Below are 18169 nucleotides of genomic sequence, written 5' to 3' on the forward strand. Positions count from 1 at the left end.
CTTTAGCTATGCCACAAGTTAGCAAAAACATTCATATCAGAATCATCGCCCTATTTGCCTTACATAATGTTGGCAACAGTTTGAACTATAAAATCAATAAGTATGAAAACTGTTATTGCATATATATTTAATCGATATCTTAATAGCTAAAGGGTGTTTAATTAGAAAAAAGATCAAAAAAATGTTCTGAATCCTTTATGTCTTGTAACCCTAAAATCCAACAAACTTCAGACAAGTCTGAGAAGTCCAATCCCCCTGCCGCAATCGCCTCATTGAGGTAACGCCCCTCTTTTCCATTGTATCTATTGGATAAATCAATGGCAAGTCGCCAAATTTTCTTCAATTTAGGATTTGTAATTTTATCATCCAAGCGATTGAAATCAGGAGAACGAAATCCAGGGGTTCCGTTCCCGACACCATTGCCATCAGGTATTTTGATATAGCTTGTATTTTGTTTAACGAAGTCTAACTTTTCAGGGGTGGTTACCTCTTCATTCCAATCGGCATGTTGAACCACATGTATTCTTTTCGAAGTTTTTATTTTAGGCAGATCCTTTTGAACGGCTTTAACAAGTTCAGCCGAAAAATCAGATTGTCCTGCATCGGCGATCCAAACATGACCATTTTTAGAAAGCGTTTTTATAACCAATGGCTTTACCTTTTCAACAGCGCCTTTCATATTGTTGTGAGCATCTGTCCAATGGTCTCCAAAAGCCAGTTGAAACAAATCATTTGGAGGAACATAAAGGCCTTCTTGCATGCCATAAGTACCCGCAACCGCATGATAGTTTATGTTAGTGAAATTGGAATCAGATAATAAAGTGGCCAATGCAGCCGCAGTTTGAAGGTCATCCACATCAGTCTTGCAATCAAATTGCACAAGCAGCAGGTCTTTCCCTTTATTGAAGGTTCTGAGCTTTGAGTCCATATCAATGCTTGTGTAAAACGCTGAAATAGAAAATATTATAAAAAAGAAGAGTGTTTTCGGTATCATATTTTTACAATTAAAATTATTTCTGGCGCTCTTCGATGACCTCCTGAGTAGAAAAGCGATAGCGTATGTTTCTGTAGACAGCTATATCTGTGATGTCCTTAGGAGTTCCATCTGGGATAGCTCTGGCATTCGCAGAGACGCGGTATTCCCCTTTGATGGGAAGCACCCGATGCCAGCAGTGCCCATGTATGATGACAAGCGTTCCCTTTTTTGGGGAAAGAACTATTTGATTTTCCAAATCCTCATGTGGATTGCCTGCCGGTAACTCGCCCATTTTGTGAGAGCCAGGGTACACAATCGTTTGGCCACCCGTTTTCATATTGATGTCATGCGTATAAAAAAGGCGATTTAGATTAAATCTGCTTGAGTTTTCCGGCGGACTATCCTGGTGCCACGCCTGACCTTGGGTCCCTTGTTTTGAAAACATAACCATCAGATAAAGCGATTCCCAGCCTTTTCCCAAAATTCTTTTCGTGAGGTTTTTAAGCAGTTCGTCCTTTTCAATAGGTTGAAAGTTTACATCGCCTTCCCGTAAAGGAAACCAAGGAATCACTTCTGTTGCTGATTTTTGAATGAAGTCATCCGAATGTTCCCAGTCAGGATTTCTTCCAAAATGTGCCAGAATCACCTGATTCAAATGATCCATCAAACCATCAGTGAAAAAGTTTTCTATCACAAGATATCCTTGCTCCCAGAAGTCTCGGGCGTATTGTTGATCATTCATGGTTTGTCTTTTTTAGGTTCCATTGAAGATTTATATTGCAATTTGCTAGTTTGAAAAAAAGTCAACTATGCGGGTGGACCATACCCTAATTAACCCTAACAGCTCGTATATGCGGCGTGACCAGTTTTTGCCGGGCATGAAAGTCATATACTTTGTTCTAAAGCGTTATTTAATAGCTATTTTTTTATTCCTATAATCAATAATAATAGTATTGCTCGAAAAATAGGCGTTACCGGTTATACCCCAAATGCCAATTTGTTTAAAGCCAGTATCAAACTGTGGATTATCAAGGTAATAAACAAGTGCAGTAGGAAATGTTTTGCCTCCAAACTTCACATCGGTTGTAATTTTGCTTCCATACACTGGTATATCAGTTCCCCAACTATTTACGCTAAGCGAATCAGCTACTACTCCATCCGATATTTGCTTAGCATTATTTTTTGTTGTCAGCAGTGAAAACATGCTCGACCCAGTATCGAACATTAGCATTTCTCTGCGTTCATTGATGTTGAAAGGAATCTTAATACGTCCGTTCTCCATTACTAAATCCTGAAAATTCAAATTGCTATATTCACTTGGAAGCTCTTCTGAGAGGCAGATTCTATTATTTGGATAGTCAATTATTAATACTTTATCTAGAAACAGGTCTGGGGCAATTGTCCCTATATGTTTGGAAGTTGTGGTTTTTACTGAATCAGCAGTCATTGGAGTTCCATATCCTGCGAATAAACCTATGTCCATGTTGCTAAATTCTACATCACCCATACTCAGTCTCATTCCTCCGAACATGATATTCTTCTCATTCTGTATCATAAAAGTCTTGGTGGAGTCAATTTTATCTATCAGTGAAGGGTATACGTCCATAAAGGCCTGGAAAGAATTCCCATATAAATTGGTTTTTACGGCACCAAGATCCAATTGCATTGTAAATTCATGCTGCAAGCTATCAACAGTTACAGGAACATTCATCGCGATCTTGGGAATATATCTACCTGAAACTGTGGCTCCCTCCCATGTAAAATCAAAGCAGCCATATTGCTGACCAAAGGTAAGGCTCGTTGTTACTAAAGTAATTATCAAAGAAATCGTTATTTTTTTCATATTCTATTTTATTTAATGCTATGGAACGGTTTGTATAAGCATAGTTGCGAGGTTAGGAGCAATTAGCGCTTATACGTTGTTACCTACTGGCTTTATTCATTCAATATTTCGGTTACAAATTTTATCCATTCGTATTTTGGGATTTCCTTATCAATATAAAAATCAGGCTGGATACCCTTATCGTCAATGGTCATTTCAGGGATTCGCATACTTTTAGAGAGACTGTATCCCAACTCATAATCTTTACAAGGCGACTTTACAAAATACATGTTTGAAATATCAAGAACTCCCAAAGTAGTTGTTCCAAATAGTTTTACCTTTTTACTTTGTTTAGCAGCAAGTAAAAACTGTTCAGTGGTACTGCCAATCCCTTCATTTATAATTATTCCAATATTTTTAGGGTTTTCCAAAACAGTGTCCAAAGTGGTCACCTCAACTGGTTTTTCATCTAAATTCACAAATTCTCCAATGTGCTTTGATAAGGTATCATAAGATTTCTGAGCCCATTTTTTACCTTCCTCATCCAATCCATATAAATCTTTATTTATGATATCCAGCATCCTTTGATTATTCAATGGAGTCGATAAAAATTCAGCGCCTACCACTCGTATTGGATTGGTATACAAGATTGGAAGAAGTTCTCGGTAATTTCTATCACTACCACCACCATTGTTTCTAAGATCTATTATAAGATTGGGGCTTGAAAGTATTGTCTCTTTATTAGCACTAATTACACTATCAATTTTATGCTTTACCGGGCCCCAAAATCTTGGTATTCTTAACAGTGTAGTTTCATTATTTATTTTTTCAAAATATGGATTTTCAGCTGATATAGCTTTGAAGTATCTTTCAATTTCCGGTTCAGTAGTAGTGCTTGGGAAAAGTCTTTTAAGGGTAATTATCCCAGTTTCTATATAATTATTACCTATTAACTTCACTGACTCGATATTTTGAGCGGAGTGGTCTCTCATATAATAAATGGAAGAAAAGTCTTTATTTATTATGAATTTTACCTGACCTGGAGTCCAATACACTCCATCAGCCTCAATGATAAAACCAAAGTATTCATCTCCTTTTTTTATTATTCCTATAGTGTAAGACCCTGTAAACCATATACCTTCAAAATCATGATGTTCTTTATTTGATAAATACTTTTTAAACTTATCGAGGTCAATTTCTATTTTTTGCCAGTCTTTATAACTATCAATAATCTCCTGGTTACTTGGTTCATTTCCTGATTGAGATTGTACAATGTTTATTCTTTTAAAAGATATATGTCCTGAACGAAAAAAAGCAAGCCATTCATTAATAGCATCTGCACATCCATCAGAGTTTTCTAGTTTCGATACTTTATCTTTAATTATGCTGCTATGCTGCTCGTATGCATCTTCCCCTTTTTTGTCTATGACAAATTGAAATCCAGCATCATTTTCCTCGATAGTTTCCTTTACCCATTCAAAATTTGAAGTACAATCACAATCCTGGCCATAAGCTACTATTTTAGAAATGAGGGTAATTAGAAATAATATTTTTTTCATATTATGTTTTTTTTCGCTTGTAGGTAACGGTCTAGTATAAGAATAGTAGCGGATTAAGTGACAGTATCTTTTCAAGTTACAAGAATGTTTATTAGTGCTAAAGACTATTAATTCATACTGTCTTGGCTATTATTTTTATACATTATTACCAATCGTATTTATTCGTTATTGCCTAAGCTTTCTATCCTCATTTTGGCATGTTCATTATTAGGATTTAGCTCAAGTGACTTTTTATAATTTTCGATTGCTTTTTTGTTATCTCCCAGAGATTCATAAGTTTCTCCTAAGCTATCAAAAGCATTAAATGAACTTGGGAAGTTTTCTGTATTTAAGATAAAGAAAGCCAGGGCTTTAGATTTTTCATTTTCGTTTCTACTTCGTAACATTCTATAACCTATTCGGTTGACAAGAGATTCTGGTGGACTAAAATTCCAAGATAGTCGCTGAGAAAGAGACTTGAAATGTTGAGTTAGTTGCTCTTTGCTTTCCACATCTCGATAGGAAATCCCATAGTCTTCAAAAATACTTGAAATTCCATTATAAAAAGCTATTGGAGGAACAGAACCGTGGTTTTCATTTTCAAAGTATTCCAATTTTGCAGGAAACTTACCTTCACATTTACTATTCAATGCCTCGTATAACCTAACATGACGGTCACGATTTCTGATATTTCTTTTGCCCCAATTTGCAGTGGCTATGTAGATGAATCTTTCAAATGATTGCTCAGTCACGGCATCTAATTTTTTATCCATGGTTTCTTCGTCCCATGTGCCAAAGCTTGGGTCAACGGCAATGAATGCATTGAAAAGAGTCTCTTCTTTCATGTAGGCATGAACAGCTAGTAATCCACCTAAAGAATGTCCAAAAAGAATTCGATAAGGCTCTGTTCTATACTTTTTATCCAATTCGGGAATAAGTTCATCTTCCAAAAAGCTTAGAAAAGCTTCTCCTCCACCTGTATTATTCTCTCTTACCGTAACAACTTTGTCAGGTGTGTAGTCTCGTCTTCTATCAATATTTTGAATGCCGACTATAATCATCTCTGGAATTTTCCAGCTTCTGTATGAATCGGAACTCATATAGTTTACCATGCCTGTTATAGGCTTAAAATGTACATTTCCATCAAGTATGATAAGAATAGGATACTTTTTGTAGGATACTTCTGCCTTGAGGTAAGATTCAGGAAGATTCACCCAGTATTCTCTATCTTCATCCAAAATATTGGAATGGAGTACATGTTTTGTGCCGATTGCTATCTGTTCGACATCTTGTGATTTTACTTGATTAATTCCAATTAGTAAAAATAGTACTGCAATAATATTTTTATTCATTCTGATGATATGTATGATTGGTAACGGTCTCTTATAACCGTCAGTTACGGGTTTATATGCGTTAATATTCGGTTTGGCACTGACTTTAGCAAATCGAAGATTCAGCGGAGCTAATTCCAAGCGGATTCGGACGTAGTCGAATCCACCGTAATTGCGGTTATACATTGTTGTGCTTAGTACTTTTTATAATTACTCTTTTTATAATTCTTTATCATTTTGCCAAAATCCTTGTCTTTTTTGCGTTTTTCAGCAATTGTTGATTCAAAGTTCTCTTTCTCTCTTTCCATTTTCAAGAAGTTTTCATAAGATGATTTATCTATTATACAGCTTTCAACTGCTTTTAAAACTGCACAATCAACTTCGGCCATATGCGTACAATCTTTAAATTTACAGTCTTTAGAAAGTTCAATTATTTCATTAAATGTGATTTCTAATCCTTCTTTTGAATCTGCAATTCCAACTTCTCTCATTCCAGGATTATCAATTAGAATTCCGCCATTTTCGAGAATAATTAATTCACGATGACTTGTAACGTGTCTCCCTTTATTTGTGCTTGTACTTATCGTATTAGTTTTCATTAACTCTCTACCTGATAAATTGTTCAATAAGGTAGATTTTCCTACTCCTGATGAGCCTAATAAACAATAGGTTTTGCCTTTTTCAATACTCTCTTTGAGTTTTATCAGTCCTTTTTGAGACTCATTACTTATGGGAATTATCGGAACTTTTTTAACTCTTTCTTGAACTTTGTTAACCAATATTGATAGCTCATTGTCAGTTATCAAATCGATTTTATTGAGAACAATAATCGGACTTACTTTAGAAGTATGACAAATGGTTAAATACCGTTCAATTCTATTAATGTTGAAGTCTCTATCAACTGCTTGAACAATAAACGCATAATCAATGTTTGTGGCAATAATCTGTTTTTCTCCTTGTTTTCCAACTGCTTGTCTTTCAATTATGGTTTTTCTTGGAAAGACAGAATGAATAAGAACTTTATCATTGTCATATTCAGATATTGCTACCCAATCTCCAACAGCAGGGAAATCAGATCTGTGATGGGCAGTAAAACGTAAATTTCCGATTATTTCACCATCATATTCTCTTTTATCTGTTTTTACAACATATCTTTCTTTATGCTCTGAAATAATCCGCCCTACTTCAAAAACATCAAGATTCTGGCTTTTTCTGTATTTTTCCAGTTCTATGTCATATCCTAAATCATCAAGTGTCATCTGTTTCTTTCAGTATTAAGCACAACTAGTAAATAAACGTTATAAAGTTTATCTGTAATTATCCCCACCTTGTCTTACACCCTGTTACCACTCATTTTTGATTCAATTAATACGTCAAAAAGACGCTTTATTTTTGCAAAAAACAGCAAAGTATTATTTAAAATTAATCCAGGGTGGGTTGCTGGCAATTTTGTTCAAGGATAAATCTATGTAAAAAATAATAATGTTCCTAGAATGATTCCAAATAATCCAGAACAGGTCCAAACAAAAAAACCTCAGTAAGGGGTTAAGTGAGAAGTGAGAAGTAAGAAGTGAGAAGTGAGAAGTGAGAAGTAAGAAGTAAAATCTACACTTTTTGATTCAGTATTCTGAGATATGAAATCCCTGCCTGCCGCAGGCAGGGATTTCAGATTTGAGATTTCAGAAGTAGACGCACCTGAACACGTCATTTTTGAAAATAAATATCAAATAACTGATTTCGAATTTCGAAGTAAAATCCATATATACATCTATGTCGCTTGGTTAGGCTTTAAAAAAATATAAGGTGGCTTTCAAATTATATGCTTAGTAAGGGGTTAAGTGTTAAGTGTTAAGTGAAATTCGTCATTTCTTAGTCCTTAATCCTTAAAACTTAATACTTATTGTTGCGATCCTTTTCATCTCCCACCTAGCTTACTCTGCACAATCTTCCCATAGCTTTGCTGCCTAGTAGCCATCCTGGATTGTCCCAGTATCTTCAGTCTAGGCAGGGCCACAAATCATGGTCAAAATGTTGGGTTTCGGTACCTCTTTTACTTTGTAAAACCTCAAAAGTTATATCCCAGGTTCAAACCTATCAATGGATAAAAACCCCTGTCTCCCACCATGTTTTCCTCATCAAATCTTAAATACCCACCACCAAAAAGCGTATCTACTGTGATACGGGGAGAAAAAACCCATTGGTAGCCTCCTACAGCACCAATTCCAAGATTGTTTTGGTCATAATCAAACCAGCCATCATTATAATGGGTATTCATATAAGTACAATAAATGCCTCCATGCCATCCCTCCATTAGATCCTTCTTTGTAGAAAAATAATACCTGCCTTCAACATACATACCTAATCCAGTCGAACTTTGCATACCTATGATATCAAAAATCTCCGCATAACCAATTTGGCCCAGTACAGAAACACGACTGGAAACCGACCTTTCATATTGTAACCCCAAATTCGCTCCTCCCGAAGCTACAAAACCACCTTTCAGAATGTTTTTTTGAGCAAAAACAGACATGGAAGTCAATAAAACAATTACAATAATAAATCCCTCGTTTTTCATAATACAGGTTTTATGCTCACTATAAACTCGTTTTGTTAAACATTTAAAAATTATACCCCAGGTTGATCCCAATCAGGGGAAAAAATCCCTTGTGATATTCAGGCAAATTCGTTGAAGTATCCATCCATCCCCAGCCAAACAGGGCGTCAAGGGTAATGTGACGAGCAAAAACCCATTGATAACCTGCAACAGGACCAAAACCAAACCTTTCCAGGTAATTCTTTTCAAAGTCATCTTCAATGGTCGTGTTGATATAATTGAAATTGACACCTAGGTGCCAGCCTTCTAGAAGATCTTTATCCGTGGTAAAATAATACCTGCCTTCAGCATAAAAACCGTCTCCAAACAAGATGGTTTGGGACCAATTAAGGGTTACAGCGACACCATACTGAACCACTAGCGAAAAATGGCTGGAAATCGATCTTTCATACTGCACCCCGTAATTGGTTCCTCCGAAAGTTATCGTCCCCAGCTTTACTGCATTTTTTTGGGCAATAGTATTCATGGCAAATAAGGATAGCATAAGAAAAACAGAAATGTGTTTTTTCATATTGAACATTTTTAGGATAAGTAACTTGTTTCAAGGAGAATAGATTCATGGTATATTGTCCCTTTTTAAAAATATATTCGTTCAACTCAGGCTTTTTTCCAGTGAACAAAAGTATATGCCTGTTGATTTGAATGATTCAAAAAAAAAACGGGATTCAGAATTGATCCTATAATACCAGAACACACGTAAGAAACTTTAATTTATAAACTTCAAATGATCCTTATCACCCGGGAATTCTTTTCTGGACATTCTTTACTGGAATGTCAAATCTTCCATCCCTGATATTTACTCGTTCTCCGTTGTTCACTGCATCAAACCAAAATGTTCCTCCAATTACATTCTTTACCCGATCAAAGTACAATACTTTCAATTCACCTGTATGCATTGAATTTGTTTTGTACTTGCTGCTGCCGAACTGATACACCCCGTAACTTTCTGATGTTTCCTTACCCCCCATTAAAAAAACGACCCCCTCAAGATTATCCGTATCAATAGCATAGGCCTGCAAATCAATAAATTCAAAGGTGTAATTATTAATGTCATCATCCGAAAAACCCAATTTAAGGGCCTGAATTCCATCATTTAACAAGACAAATTCACAAAAAGTATTTTTCGACACATTGTTCATGACCTTGCCGTCAACCAAACATGACATGCCGCCTGTACCATTGAATTTTATTTCAGTTAAATCATCTTCTTCACAACCATAAAACAGTACTGGCAAAGCGAAAAGCAATATTTTTATAGCATTCATAACCATCTGATTTTAAGATTTCACTCATAAAGGCACTACCACCTGTCTTGTGAAGATTACCATATATAAAGAAAGATTAAATTTAATGATTTTTTTCGTTGAACTGAAGCATATGTCTGTCAAACAATAACATGTTGCTGTTGATCGGGTTATGCAAAAAACAAAAGAAGGTTAATTGTTCGTAAAGGATTTTAAAAAATCCGCTTTGAATTTTAACCCTACTGGTATCAGATGCTTGTTAATGGCTATTTGATTCCCATTCAGGGTATTGATTTTTTCTAAATTAACCGCATATGATTTATGGGTTTGAACAAACTTATATTTTGGTAACATCTCTAAAATATTGGAAAAAGTGCTATTGGTCAAAATATATTTATCTTCTTTATCTTCCACGTATACTTCAACATAATCCCCGTAAGCTTCAATGAACAGGATGTTATCAGAAAATATTTTATGGGTTATTTTGTTTGATTTAATCAATATCGAGTGGTTCTCCTTAGCGTTGATTTCCAGGGTTGATCTTTTCTCTACAATTTTGTTAACTGCAATAAAAAATCGCTCAAAGGAAAAGGGTTTTAACAAGAAATCAATTGCGTTAACGTCAAAACCATCAATGGCATACTGAGGATAAGCCGTTGTAAAAATAACACAAGGAGGGTTTTGCAAAGACTTGTACAATGTCAATCCTGAAATCTTAGGCATATTTACATCCAGAAACAGCAAATCAATAGTACTATTGTTTTTTATCGCTTCCAAAGCTTCAACTGCATTGTTTGCAACCCCGCATAATTGCAAAAAATCCAGGTCTGAAATGTATTTTTTCAGCACAGCCTGAGAGGTAGGTTCATCATCTATGATCAAACAGTTAATTTTCATTTGCAAAAAGTTTTAATGAAACCATAAATTTTGTTTCGGTTTTGGTAATTTCGAAAAAATGAGATTTTGGATAAACAATTTTTAAATTATTTTCAATGTTTTCAATGCCCAGACCAGAATATTCCTTGTCTTCATCCGATCCATTTTCAGTATAATTATTTTCAATCAAAAAATGAAACTTATCATCGTCCTGTGTTATATTTAAATTTATAAAGGTATTTTCAATATCTCCTTTAACTCCATGTTTAAAGCTATTTTCTACCAAAGGCAATAATAGCATCGGATATATAAGGAAATCATCATTGGCGATATTGTACATAAATTTAATTTGGTCAGAATTCTGATGCCTGAATTTCTGAAATTCAAAATAATTTTTCAGCAAGATTATTTCATTTTTTAAAGAGACTTTTTCTGTGTTTGAATCGTAGATCACATACCTTAAAATATCCGATAATTGTACAATTGCTTTAGTCGTATTTTCCTTTTTTTCCAATGCCAGTGCAAAAATTACGTTTAAGGAATTAAACAAGAAATGTGGATTGATCTGCGAGCGCAAAGCTGATAATTTCGTTTCAACTTGTTGCTTTTCAAATTTTAACCTTTGGTTCTCCCTACTGTTAAAATAGATTCAGTCTTCGGTTAATTTAATTAGCGTGGTGCCAACTAAAAATATACCGAAAATAGTGATCAATTTGGTGCTCGAATGATAAGATATAAAGTAATAATCAGGAAATATATAGTCAATTACATAACTAAAAAACCAAATATTCAATTGTGTAGAAACAATGATGGTCAATATAAATGCAATAACAAATGATACGTATTTTTCTTTTTTTAAAAAATAAGGAACAAGAATGTACAGGTTAAAAACTACCGGCATTATTACTGTGACTAAAAAACTGATGGTATAGATATAATCAATTTTTTTAGGATTGCCATAGTCAGAAAAAGTAAACAGTAATATGAAGAAAGTACAAAACCACAACACAATATTGAATAGAAGTGCATTGTGATTATTGCCATGAACAAATTGGGTCTTACTATTTTTCATTAATTCTGTTTAAGTTAAATTCTACATCGGTGGCCCATTTGTCTGCATCATTTGAGTTCAAATATTTTTTAATAAACTCCTGTAATTCTTCTGAGGATGCTGTAAGTAAAATAGTCTCTGCAAACCCAACTCTTTCGTGTTTGATTTTTATTTTATCCTGTTCCAAAAGCTCCATTAGCTTCTCTGAAGAAAACCAATTGATATCTACTTTATTCTCGTTTAGGAAATCGACCTTTGCCAAAGTATGTGCACCTATTAAATGTATTTTATATAATTCATTATTTGAGTTGTCTATTTCTTTATCATCAATAGGAGAGAAATCAAAAAATAGCTGCTCGTTTATTTTAAAAGGCATGGCCAAAAAACTTGATTTTGTTTCGTCTTTTTCGAAATACACCACATAAGCATTTTTATATTTGTCATAGATCCTTAATTGGTCCTGACCGAGTTCAGACGGTTGGTCTTTTTTGTTTTCTTTTAAAATAACTTCCTGGCATTTTAGAATTTCCCAACGCGCATTTTCTGTATCTATCCATGTACCAATAAATCTTTTTTCAAAAAATATGGTATTCTTGGTATAGAACGGATATAAAGATTTTACAATACAAGAATTTAACACTAAAATTACCAGGGATAAAGTAAAAAGTTTTGCTTTGAAGGTTTTCATCTTACTCAAATTTAACTATTTGAAGCCAAAACAAAGCCAAAAGCGAATGCAAACCAAAAATATTCGTTGAGTAAGATCAAATTGCAGTCATATAATGGTAATTTGCGAAAATGAGCATGAAATTTAATTGAATTAACAAACTTATCATTTTTAAGCTTTTTCTTCTTCAGTTTATATTTATTGGATGAAGCACTTCAAATCATATGGATCTTGATAAGCTCTTAGAAACCTGCTCCAGCAGTTAGAGTTCTGTTAACAGGGACTTTCATACCCACAACAAACCCATGGATTCTTTAGGCTACAGGTTTTTTTATTCATTCAATTAAGCAAACGCTTTATTTTGTATCTTTAAGTAGACTTAAGGAAAAAATTCCTGAGCATACTTTATGTTTAGTAGGAAAAACATCAGTTCGTTTATTTTTTTCATTATCATACTCGTACTGTGGCAATGTAAATGCAATGAGGAAGAAGATATCCGATTAATTACTTTTAAAGGATCAAACGTTGCACGTTTTCTAGATTTTAATACTAGTTTTTCTGCATTGGACAGCCTTGGATATGTTAGCCTTTTGACGCATAAGGGAGACTTGCTTGCCACCGACAAGTTTGTTATCTCTGTCAGCAGGGATTTGGCAGACACTCTGAGTGTTCACCAGTTAGATTCATTATTGTTTATTAATGGGAATTTAACCGGGATTTCCATCGCTAAGAATAGTCCGTCACTATCCTTTTTTAATCAACTTTCAGAAGAAGAAATTTCCCATTTAAAAACCATGCAATTTGAGATGCCTATTTGGGATTCCATGAGGCCATATTTGAAAAAAATGGCGCTTATAAATCCTGATGTCGACATAGTTTATTTTTCTGAAATGGACTCAGTAGCTGATTTAAATAGGGATTTGCTTTGGGTTTCCCAAAATTTTAACCCGAGGGCTTTATTAATTGAAAATGAAGCAGATTCTATTTCCTTTTCCATTCTTGCCAAATTTCCGTCTTTGGAAACCCTCATGATTACTGTTCCAACAAAAGGTAATGGTTACTTTCCGCGTCTTCCTCATTTGAAAGAGATAATTCTTTTAAATAACGGAGACAGTACTTTCATTGGTTCCGGTTATTTTAGAGAAAACCCTGATTTAGAGAGTTTAAAAATTATTGATTACCAAGGAGTGGATATTGATTGGACTTCATTAAATATGTTGAAAAAGCTAAAGAACCTTTACATTGAATCGGATAGCATAAATCTCAATGCTATATATGAGTATCATCCCCAACTTAAGTTCCTACATTTGGGACTCAATAAGCAAGGGGTTTCCAATTCAGGTATCTTTAAGAAAAATAAACTTAAATGGCTTTCACTTTATCCAGCTGATGATCCTTTTATGGGGCAAAATCCCAAAGTGTTTAAGGATTCATTTCCTGAATTGGAATATCTTGAATTTGAAAATAATGATAGCCTATTGGATTACAGCAATTTCAAAAACCTTAAAAACTTAAAATACCTTATTGTTTCAGGTAAAGTGGGGTTGGATTCAACGCTCCATAATTTGGATCATCTTCGTTACCTCTCTCTTTCTGATGATTTTTTAAAGGATTCTGTTAATGTAGCGAAAGTAAAGAGGGCAATGCCAAACACTCTCGTTACTCCAAATTCGGGAGTTTGTTTGGGTTCGGGTTGGTTGCTGCTTATCATTCCTTTGGCTGGTCTCTGGTTTTATTTTTTAAAGCCCAAAAAAACATAGGAGTCAATGATTGAAAAATCTAAAAGAATCCCATTTAAATCGCTTGCTCTTACTGGTGCTTTATGGTTTTTTTCTTTGTTTATCAATTTTGATTTTCCCATAAAAACAATTGCTTTATTTGCTTTGGTAATGGCAGGTTTCTGGATGCATTCTATTTATAGAGACATCCCAGGATCCGTTTTTTCTCCCTTTTTATGGCGTTTTAAGAAGTCATTTAACTGGATTTTGATTACAATTATTTTATCCTTTATGCTTGCCATTTATTCACGAATAGAAGATGGCTTGCCGGCAATACCATCAAAAATAGGTGCATTTGTAATAGTGGCTGTCCTAATCGGTTTTATTGAGGAAGTGGTCTTCAGGGGATTTGTACAAGGAGGAGCGCAGCAATGGAACCAAAGAGGAGCCATAGTGCTGGCGTCAGTTTCCCACGCTGGCTACAAAGCGCTGTTATTTGTTTTCCCATTACAGCACCTTAACAACAGCGCATTGGAATTATTTGGATATACATTTTTGGCGGGCCTGGTTTTGGGCTATTCCCGTCATGTTACAGGATCTTTGTGGCCTGCGATTTTGGCACATTGTTTTTTTGACTTTTGGTTATATATGGAGCAATCTTCTGCCCCTTGGTGGGTGTGGTGAATTTAATAGAATATTTCATGTTGTAATTCCTTCTGGAACTACCGGGATTTATATGCTGTAATTTTAATTCAAGTGTAATTTGAATCTTCAACTTACGTACAACGTTTAGTATAAGAATAGTAGCCGTTTGCGGGCATTTTAATTTTCAAGCTACAAGAAAGTTTATATGGGTTCAACCTTTGAATTTACTATCAAACCGGCTATTCTTTTTATACATTGTTGGCGGCTGGCATTTACTTATGTTATTGCTGAATGTGCAAACCCTATTTTATACATTTTTAAATTTTAGTTTTTATTTACCAAATCTAAGTATACTCTCAACAGATGCAAAAATCGCTTCTTCACTACTTCTAGGTGGCCAACCTAATAGCGTTTTTGCTTTTTCATTATTTGAATTCTTAACTCTATTTAATTGCGGCACTATATCTTTTGCCTCAGGTTTAAAAAGTGCCGCAATTCGTACTACCCAATTGGGTAGTACTTTAGTAGTTACATAACTAGCTTCTTCACCAAATTTATGTTTTATCATCATTGCGACATCGTGAAATTCGAGTGGGACATCATTTGACGCTAAAAATCGCTGTCCATTTGCTTCTAAACTCTCCATGGCACGCACGTGTAGGTCTGCAACATCTCTAACATCAATAATGCTGAAGCTGATTTTAGGAGTTGCTTTTATTGTGCCGTCTAACAACTGTTTTATAGCTCGAACACTACTTGGCAAACTGGGGCTAAGAACAGGACCTAAAATGAGACCAGGGCATATTGTTGTTAATTCTAATCCATTACCTTTACTTTTTACGAAATCCCAAGCAGCCATTTCTGCTAGTGTTTTGGATTTTATATAGGCTGATAGATTTTTATCATTGGGGTCAGTCCAGTTTTCTTCTGTTATGAGTGTGTTGGCATCCTTATGACTGTATCCTACTGCAGCAAATGAGGAGGTCAGTACTACACGTTTAACCCCTGCGCTTTTTGCTGCTTTTAATACTCGAAGTGTTCCTTCCACTGCAGGGCTTATTACCTCATTTTCATTTTTCGGCATGTTTAATGGAACAGGAGAGGCTACATGCAAGATATAATCGCAGTTTTCGGTTGCTTTATCCCAATTATAATCTTGAGATAAGTCTGCTTCAACAAAGGAAAGATTTTCAATGTGTTCTACTTTACCACTGTTTTTAAGCATTGTAATGACCTCATTTTCTTTTTTAAGTGAACGTATTGAAGTTCTCACCTTAAAACTTTTATTTAATAGTTGTATTATGCAATGCATACCGAGAAAGCCTGTGCCGCCAGTTACAAGTATCAATTTGTCAGAATTATTATTCATCATTTTGTATTCTTTTACTGTCCATTATTTTACAACAAAGTGTTGTTCAACCTTTATTTTTAGGTTTGTAGGCTTGCCACCAACGTTTGGGTATGAGCAGCAGCTCTCCCCTAATGTTGATTTTATTTCATTTGTTTGTTCTTACGTTAATCTTCCTTGTGATGAAAACTATGTGTCGAATTTAAGCTAATTTCCTTTGGATTTTAACTCAGTTCGTTGTTAGGCACAGTTATTTCAATTTTAAAAATCTTGCTGCATTGTCGTAGAAAATACCTTCTTTTTCTTTTTCAGTAATGAAATCCAGACTATTAAGAAAATTAATTGATTTTTCAATAGCATATGGCCAAACCATTTGGTCAGACCCAAACATCACCCTGTCTAAATAACCTGCATGTTTTGCGTTCTTCAGAAATTCGATAACGGTTCGCTGAGTATTGGGCTCAATCCATAGCATAACAGCTACATCAGTATATAATTGGGGATAATAGGCCATGAGTCGCAAAGCATGTTCGTGCCACTCTTCTCCACCGTTATGCATCAAATAAATCCTCAGTTTCGGATATTTTACCAAAACATCTTCAACCAAATAGGGGTCACCCATTTTCAGCCTTGCTTTAGGAGACCATGAATAAGTTCCTCCCGGATCGCCTCCACCTGTATGCACTGCAACAGGAATATCATATTTTTCACAAATGCGTAAATAGGGCTGCCAGATAGAATCGCTTAGTGTTGTACCACTATAATACGCCCCAATTTCTCCAAATACTTCAATTTTCTTGTCTATTACCATTTGCTCAAACTTAAGACTGTCCAATCCATAATCATCAGGAGAAAAAATCAATATACCCCTGATTACTCGATTATTGATGTCCTTTGCAGCCCATTCTTCCACACTTTGAGGATTACCACTTACCATAGCTTTCACAATGTTCCATTTTTTAAAAGCTGCGAAAGTCTCAACTCGATGTACTTCTGAATTTGCAGCACCTTTCTTTCCATAGTGATCGCTTGTTGGTTCACGTTCACCAAAGTCAGCTTCTGAATAGGAATGAATGTGCATGTCAATAATTTTAGTCTGAGAGAATGCAAGTGACAACTGTACTAAGAAAGCAAGTATGACAAGAATAGTTTTATTCATAAAATGTTGTTTTTAATTGTGCCTAACGGTTTAGCTAAACTCCTTTTTTATGCTGTTTAGCTATTGTCAGGCAAAGTATTTATATAGTCCTCTAAATATTGGTGTAATCCTTTTTCTGGATTATTGAGTAGATCTTCTTTATACTCAATTTTCAGTTCATCTAAAAGGCGCATTATATTAAAACCAATAGTGTAATGATAGTCGGTTGGACCCGCATAGACTAAGTAATTAAAAGCGCTATTTTCCAAATCAATTTCTTCAAATTCCGAAAAAGATTTAAACTTTGGATCGTTTAGGATCGTTGGAGCATCAGTATTGTTGAAGTAGCTTTTAAGGATAAACATACTGCGATACTCAATGTATCTAGCCGATCCTTCCTGGATGACATAATAGTTTTCTACCTGTTCAAGATGTGGATGTTCTGAACCGTATTTAGTAATCCGCTTTTCTCTCTGTCCCAGGAATGATGTAATTAAAGAGTCGCGATTATCTTTATTCCCCTCTGAAATGGCTTTCATTAGAATTTTGTTTTCATTTTGAATCAGGGTTAAGAATTGCTCGTCTTCCTGACACAGGGCTACCAAGTTTCTGGAGTCAAAAGGCAAAATTCCAATTACAGAATTAGCGTATTTTCTGTAATTCTTATTGTTGTATTGATAATGATGAAACATTTCGTGAATAACCATGGTAGACCACATTTCTGTGCTTTCTACAGAAGGAATGTATTTACCAATTTCTTCCACAGAAGAATATTGTTCTACAGGATTTTTAAAGAAGAGCTCTGAAGAATCCTTTTCGTTGAAACTGATCATTACTTCCATGTGATAAGGAATGCTGTCAGTTCTTCCTGACAGCCAATAATTATCACTGTATTTTTTGGAGTTGTGCAATTTATTAATCACAGATGAATCCGGAAAGAATACTTCGGCCCGGTCTTCATTGAAGTAAATTAGAGTTCCTTCATTGTTTTTAGCGCCAAAGTCTGACCAGGTATTTTCAGCAACAGATTTTTTCAGGTTTAAAACGAAAGAAATTCTTCGGGTCGACAAACTATCAGGTAAATCAAAATGATTCTCTGATTTACTACTTTCAATACTTGTCTGAGAATCATTTTTTTGATTCTGGCATGCTGTTGTGAGAATGCAAACGCCAGCTATTATTAAAAGTTTTATTTTCATTG

18 protein-coding genes are annotated in these 18169 nt (G+C 34.8%); 2 read left to right on the forward strand and 16 right to left on the reverse strand.

The window, feature by feature from the left end; all coding sequences use genetic code 11:
• Positions 1-157: 157 nt before the first annotated feature.
• From AABB81_RS11190 to AABB81_RS11250, 13 genes are all read right to left on the reverse strand, one after another.
• Positions 158-928, reverse strand: a complete 771-nt coding sequence (locus AABB81_RS11190) for a hypothetical protein (protein ID WP_342160606.1) — start codon at positions 926-928, stop codon at positions 158-160.
• A gap of 82 nt (positions 929-1010) precedes the next feature.
• The gene (locus tag AABB81_RS11195) at positions 1011-1718 is read right to left on the reverse strand and encodes a phytanoyl-CoA dioxygenase family protein (protein ID WP_342160607.1); all 708 of its coding nucleotides are present in this window, start codon (positions 1716-1718) and stop codon (positions 1011-1013) included.
• Between the two features lie 165 nt (positions 1719-1883).
• Entirely contained in the window at positions 1884-2819 is a 936-nt protein-coding gene (locus AABB81_RS11200; RefSeq protein ID WP_342160609.1) for a hypothetical protein, read from the reverse strand.
• A 92-nt stretch (positions 2820-2911) separates the two neighbouring features.
• A complete protein-coding gene (locus tag AABB81_RS11205) occupies positions 2912-4357 on the reverse strand; it encodes a S41 family peptidase (RefSeq protein ID WP_342160611.1) in 1446 nt (481 codons plus the stop codon).
• Positions 4358-4515: 158 nt separating this feature from the next.
• On the reverse strand, positions 4516-5688 hold the full coding sequence (locus AABB81_RS11210; protein WP_342160612.1) for an alpha/beta hydrolase-fold protein: 1173 nt from the start codon (positions 5686-5688) through the stop codon (positions 4516-4518).
• Positions 5689-5861: 173 nt separating this feature from the next.
• Positions 5862-6926, reverse strand: coding sequence for a ribosome small subunit-dependent GTPase A (gene rsgA, locus AABB81_RS11215; protein WP_342160613.1), 1065 nt, complete (start codon positions 6924-6926; stop codon positions 5862-5864).
• 806 nt (positions 6927-7732) lie between these two features.
• On the reverse strand, positions 7733-8242 hold the full coding sequence (locus AABB81_RS11220) for a DUF3575 domain-containing protein (RefSeq protein WP_342160614.1): 510 nt from the start codon (positions 8240-8242) through the stop codon (positions 7733-7735).
• 43 nt (positions 8243-8285) lie between these two features.
• A complete protein-coding gene (locus tag AABB81_RS11225; protein WP_342160615.1) occupies positions 8286-8792 on the reverse strand; it encodes a DUF3575 domain-containing protein in 507 nt (168 codons plus the stop codon).
• 223 nt (positions 8793-9015) lie between these two features.
• Positions 9016-9546, reverse strand: a complete 531-nt coding sequence (locus AABB81_RS11230; protein WP_342160616.1) for a Riean_0653 family protein — start codon at positions 9544-9546, stop codon at positions 9016-9018.
• 171 nt (positions 9547-9717) lie between these two features.
• A complete protein-coding gene (locus AABB81_RS11235; protein WP_342160617.1) occupies positions 9718-10422 on the reverse strand; it encodes a LytR/AlgR family response regulator transcription factor in 705 nt (234 codons plus the stop codon).
• Positions 10412-10978, reverse strand: a complete 567-nt coding sequence (locus AABB81_RS11240) for a sensor histidine kinase (RefSeq protein WP_342160618.1) — start codon at positions 10976-10978, stop codon at positions 10412-10414. Before AABB81_RS11240 ends, AABB81_RS11235 begins: the two co-directional genes overlap by 11 nt.
• Before the next feature lie 72 nt (positions 10979-11050).
• A complete protein-coding gene (locus AABB81_RS11245; RefSeq protein ID WP_342160619.1) occupies positions 11051-11473 on the reverse strand; it encodes a hypothetical protein in 423 nt (140 codons plus the stop codon).
• Entirely contained in the window at positions 11463-12140 is a 678-nt protein-coding gene (locus tag AABB81_RS11250) for a hypothetical protein (RefSeq protein WP_342160620.1), read from the reverse strand. The genes AABB81_RS11245 and AABB81_RS11250 overlap by 11 nt, the downstream gene beginning before the upstream one ends.
• Before the next feature lie 386 nt (positions 12141-12526).
• Between AABB81_RS11250 and AABB81_RS11255 the strand changes: the two genes are divergently transcribed.
• Together AABB81_RS11255 and AABB81_RS11260 are read left to right on the forward strand one after the other, a co-directional pair.
• Positions 12527-13879, forward strand: a complete 1353-nt coding sequence (locus tag AABB81_RS11255) for a hypothetical protein (RefSeq protein WP_342160621.1) — start codon at positions 12527-12529, stop codon at positions 13877-13879.
• Between the two features lie 6 nt (positions 13880-13885).
• The gene (locus AABB81_RS11260) at positions 13886-14521 is read left to right on the forward strand and encodes a CPBP family intramembrane glutamic endopeptidase (protein ID WP_342160622.1); all 636 of its coding nucleotides are present in this window, start codon (positions 13886-13888) and stop codon (positions 14519-14521) included.
• 292 nt (positions 14522-14813) lie between these two features.
• On the opposite strand, the gene AABB81_RS11265 is transcribed toward AABB81_RS11260, so the two are convergent.
• The 3 genes from AABB81_RS11265 to AABB81_RS11275 all read right to left on the reverse strand — a co-directional run bounded on the left by AABB81_RS11265 (position 14814) and on the right by AABB81_RS11275 (position 18167).
• A complete protein-coding gene (locus tag AABB81_RS11265; protein WP_342160623.1) occupies positions 14814-15854 on the reverse strand; it encodes an SDR family oxidoreductase in 1041 nt (346 codons plus the stop codon).
• 226 nt (positions 15855-16080) lie between these two features.
• The gene (locus AABB81_RS11270) at positions 16081-16989 is read right to left on the reverse strand and encodes an amidohydrolase family protein (RefSeq protein ID WP_342160624.1); all 909 of its coding nucleotides are present in this window, start codon (positions 16987-16989) and stop codon (positions 16081-16083) included.
• Between the two features lie 56 nt (positions 16990-17045).
• A complete protein-coding gene (locus AABB81_RS11275) occupies positions 17046-18167 on the reverse strand; it encodes a hypothetical protein (protein ID WP_342160625.1) in 1122 nt (373 codons plus the stop codon).
• Between the last annotated feature and the right edge of the window lie 2 nt (positions 18168-18169).

Origin of the sequence: Lutimonas vermicola, assembly GCF_038433205.1 — a bacterium.
Lineage (GTDB): Bacteria > Bacteroidota > Bacteroidia > Flavobacteriales > Flavobacteriaceae > Lutimonas > Lutimonas vermicola.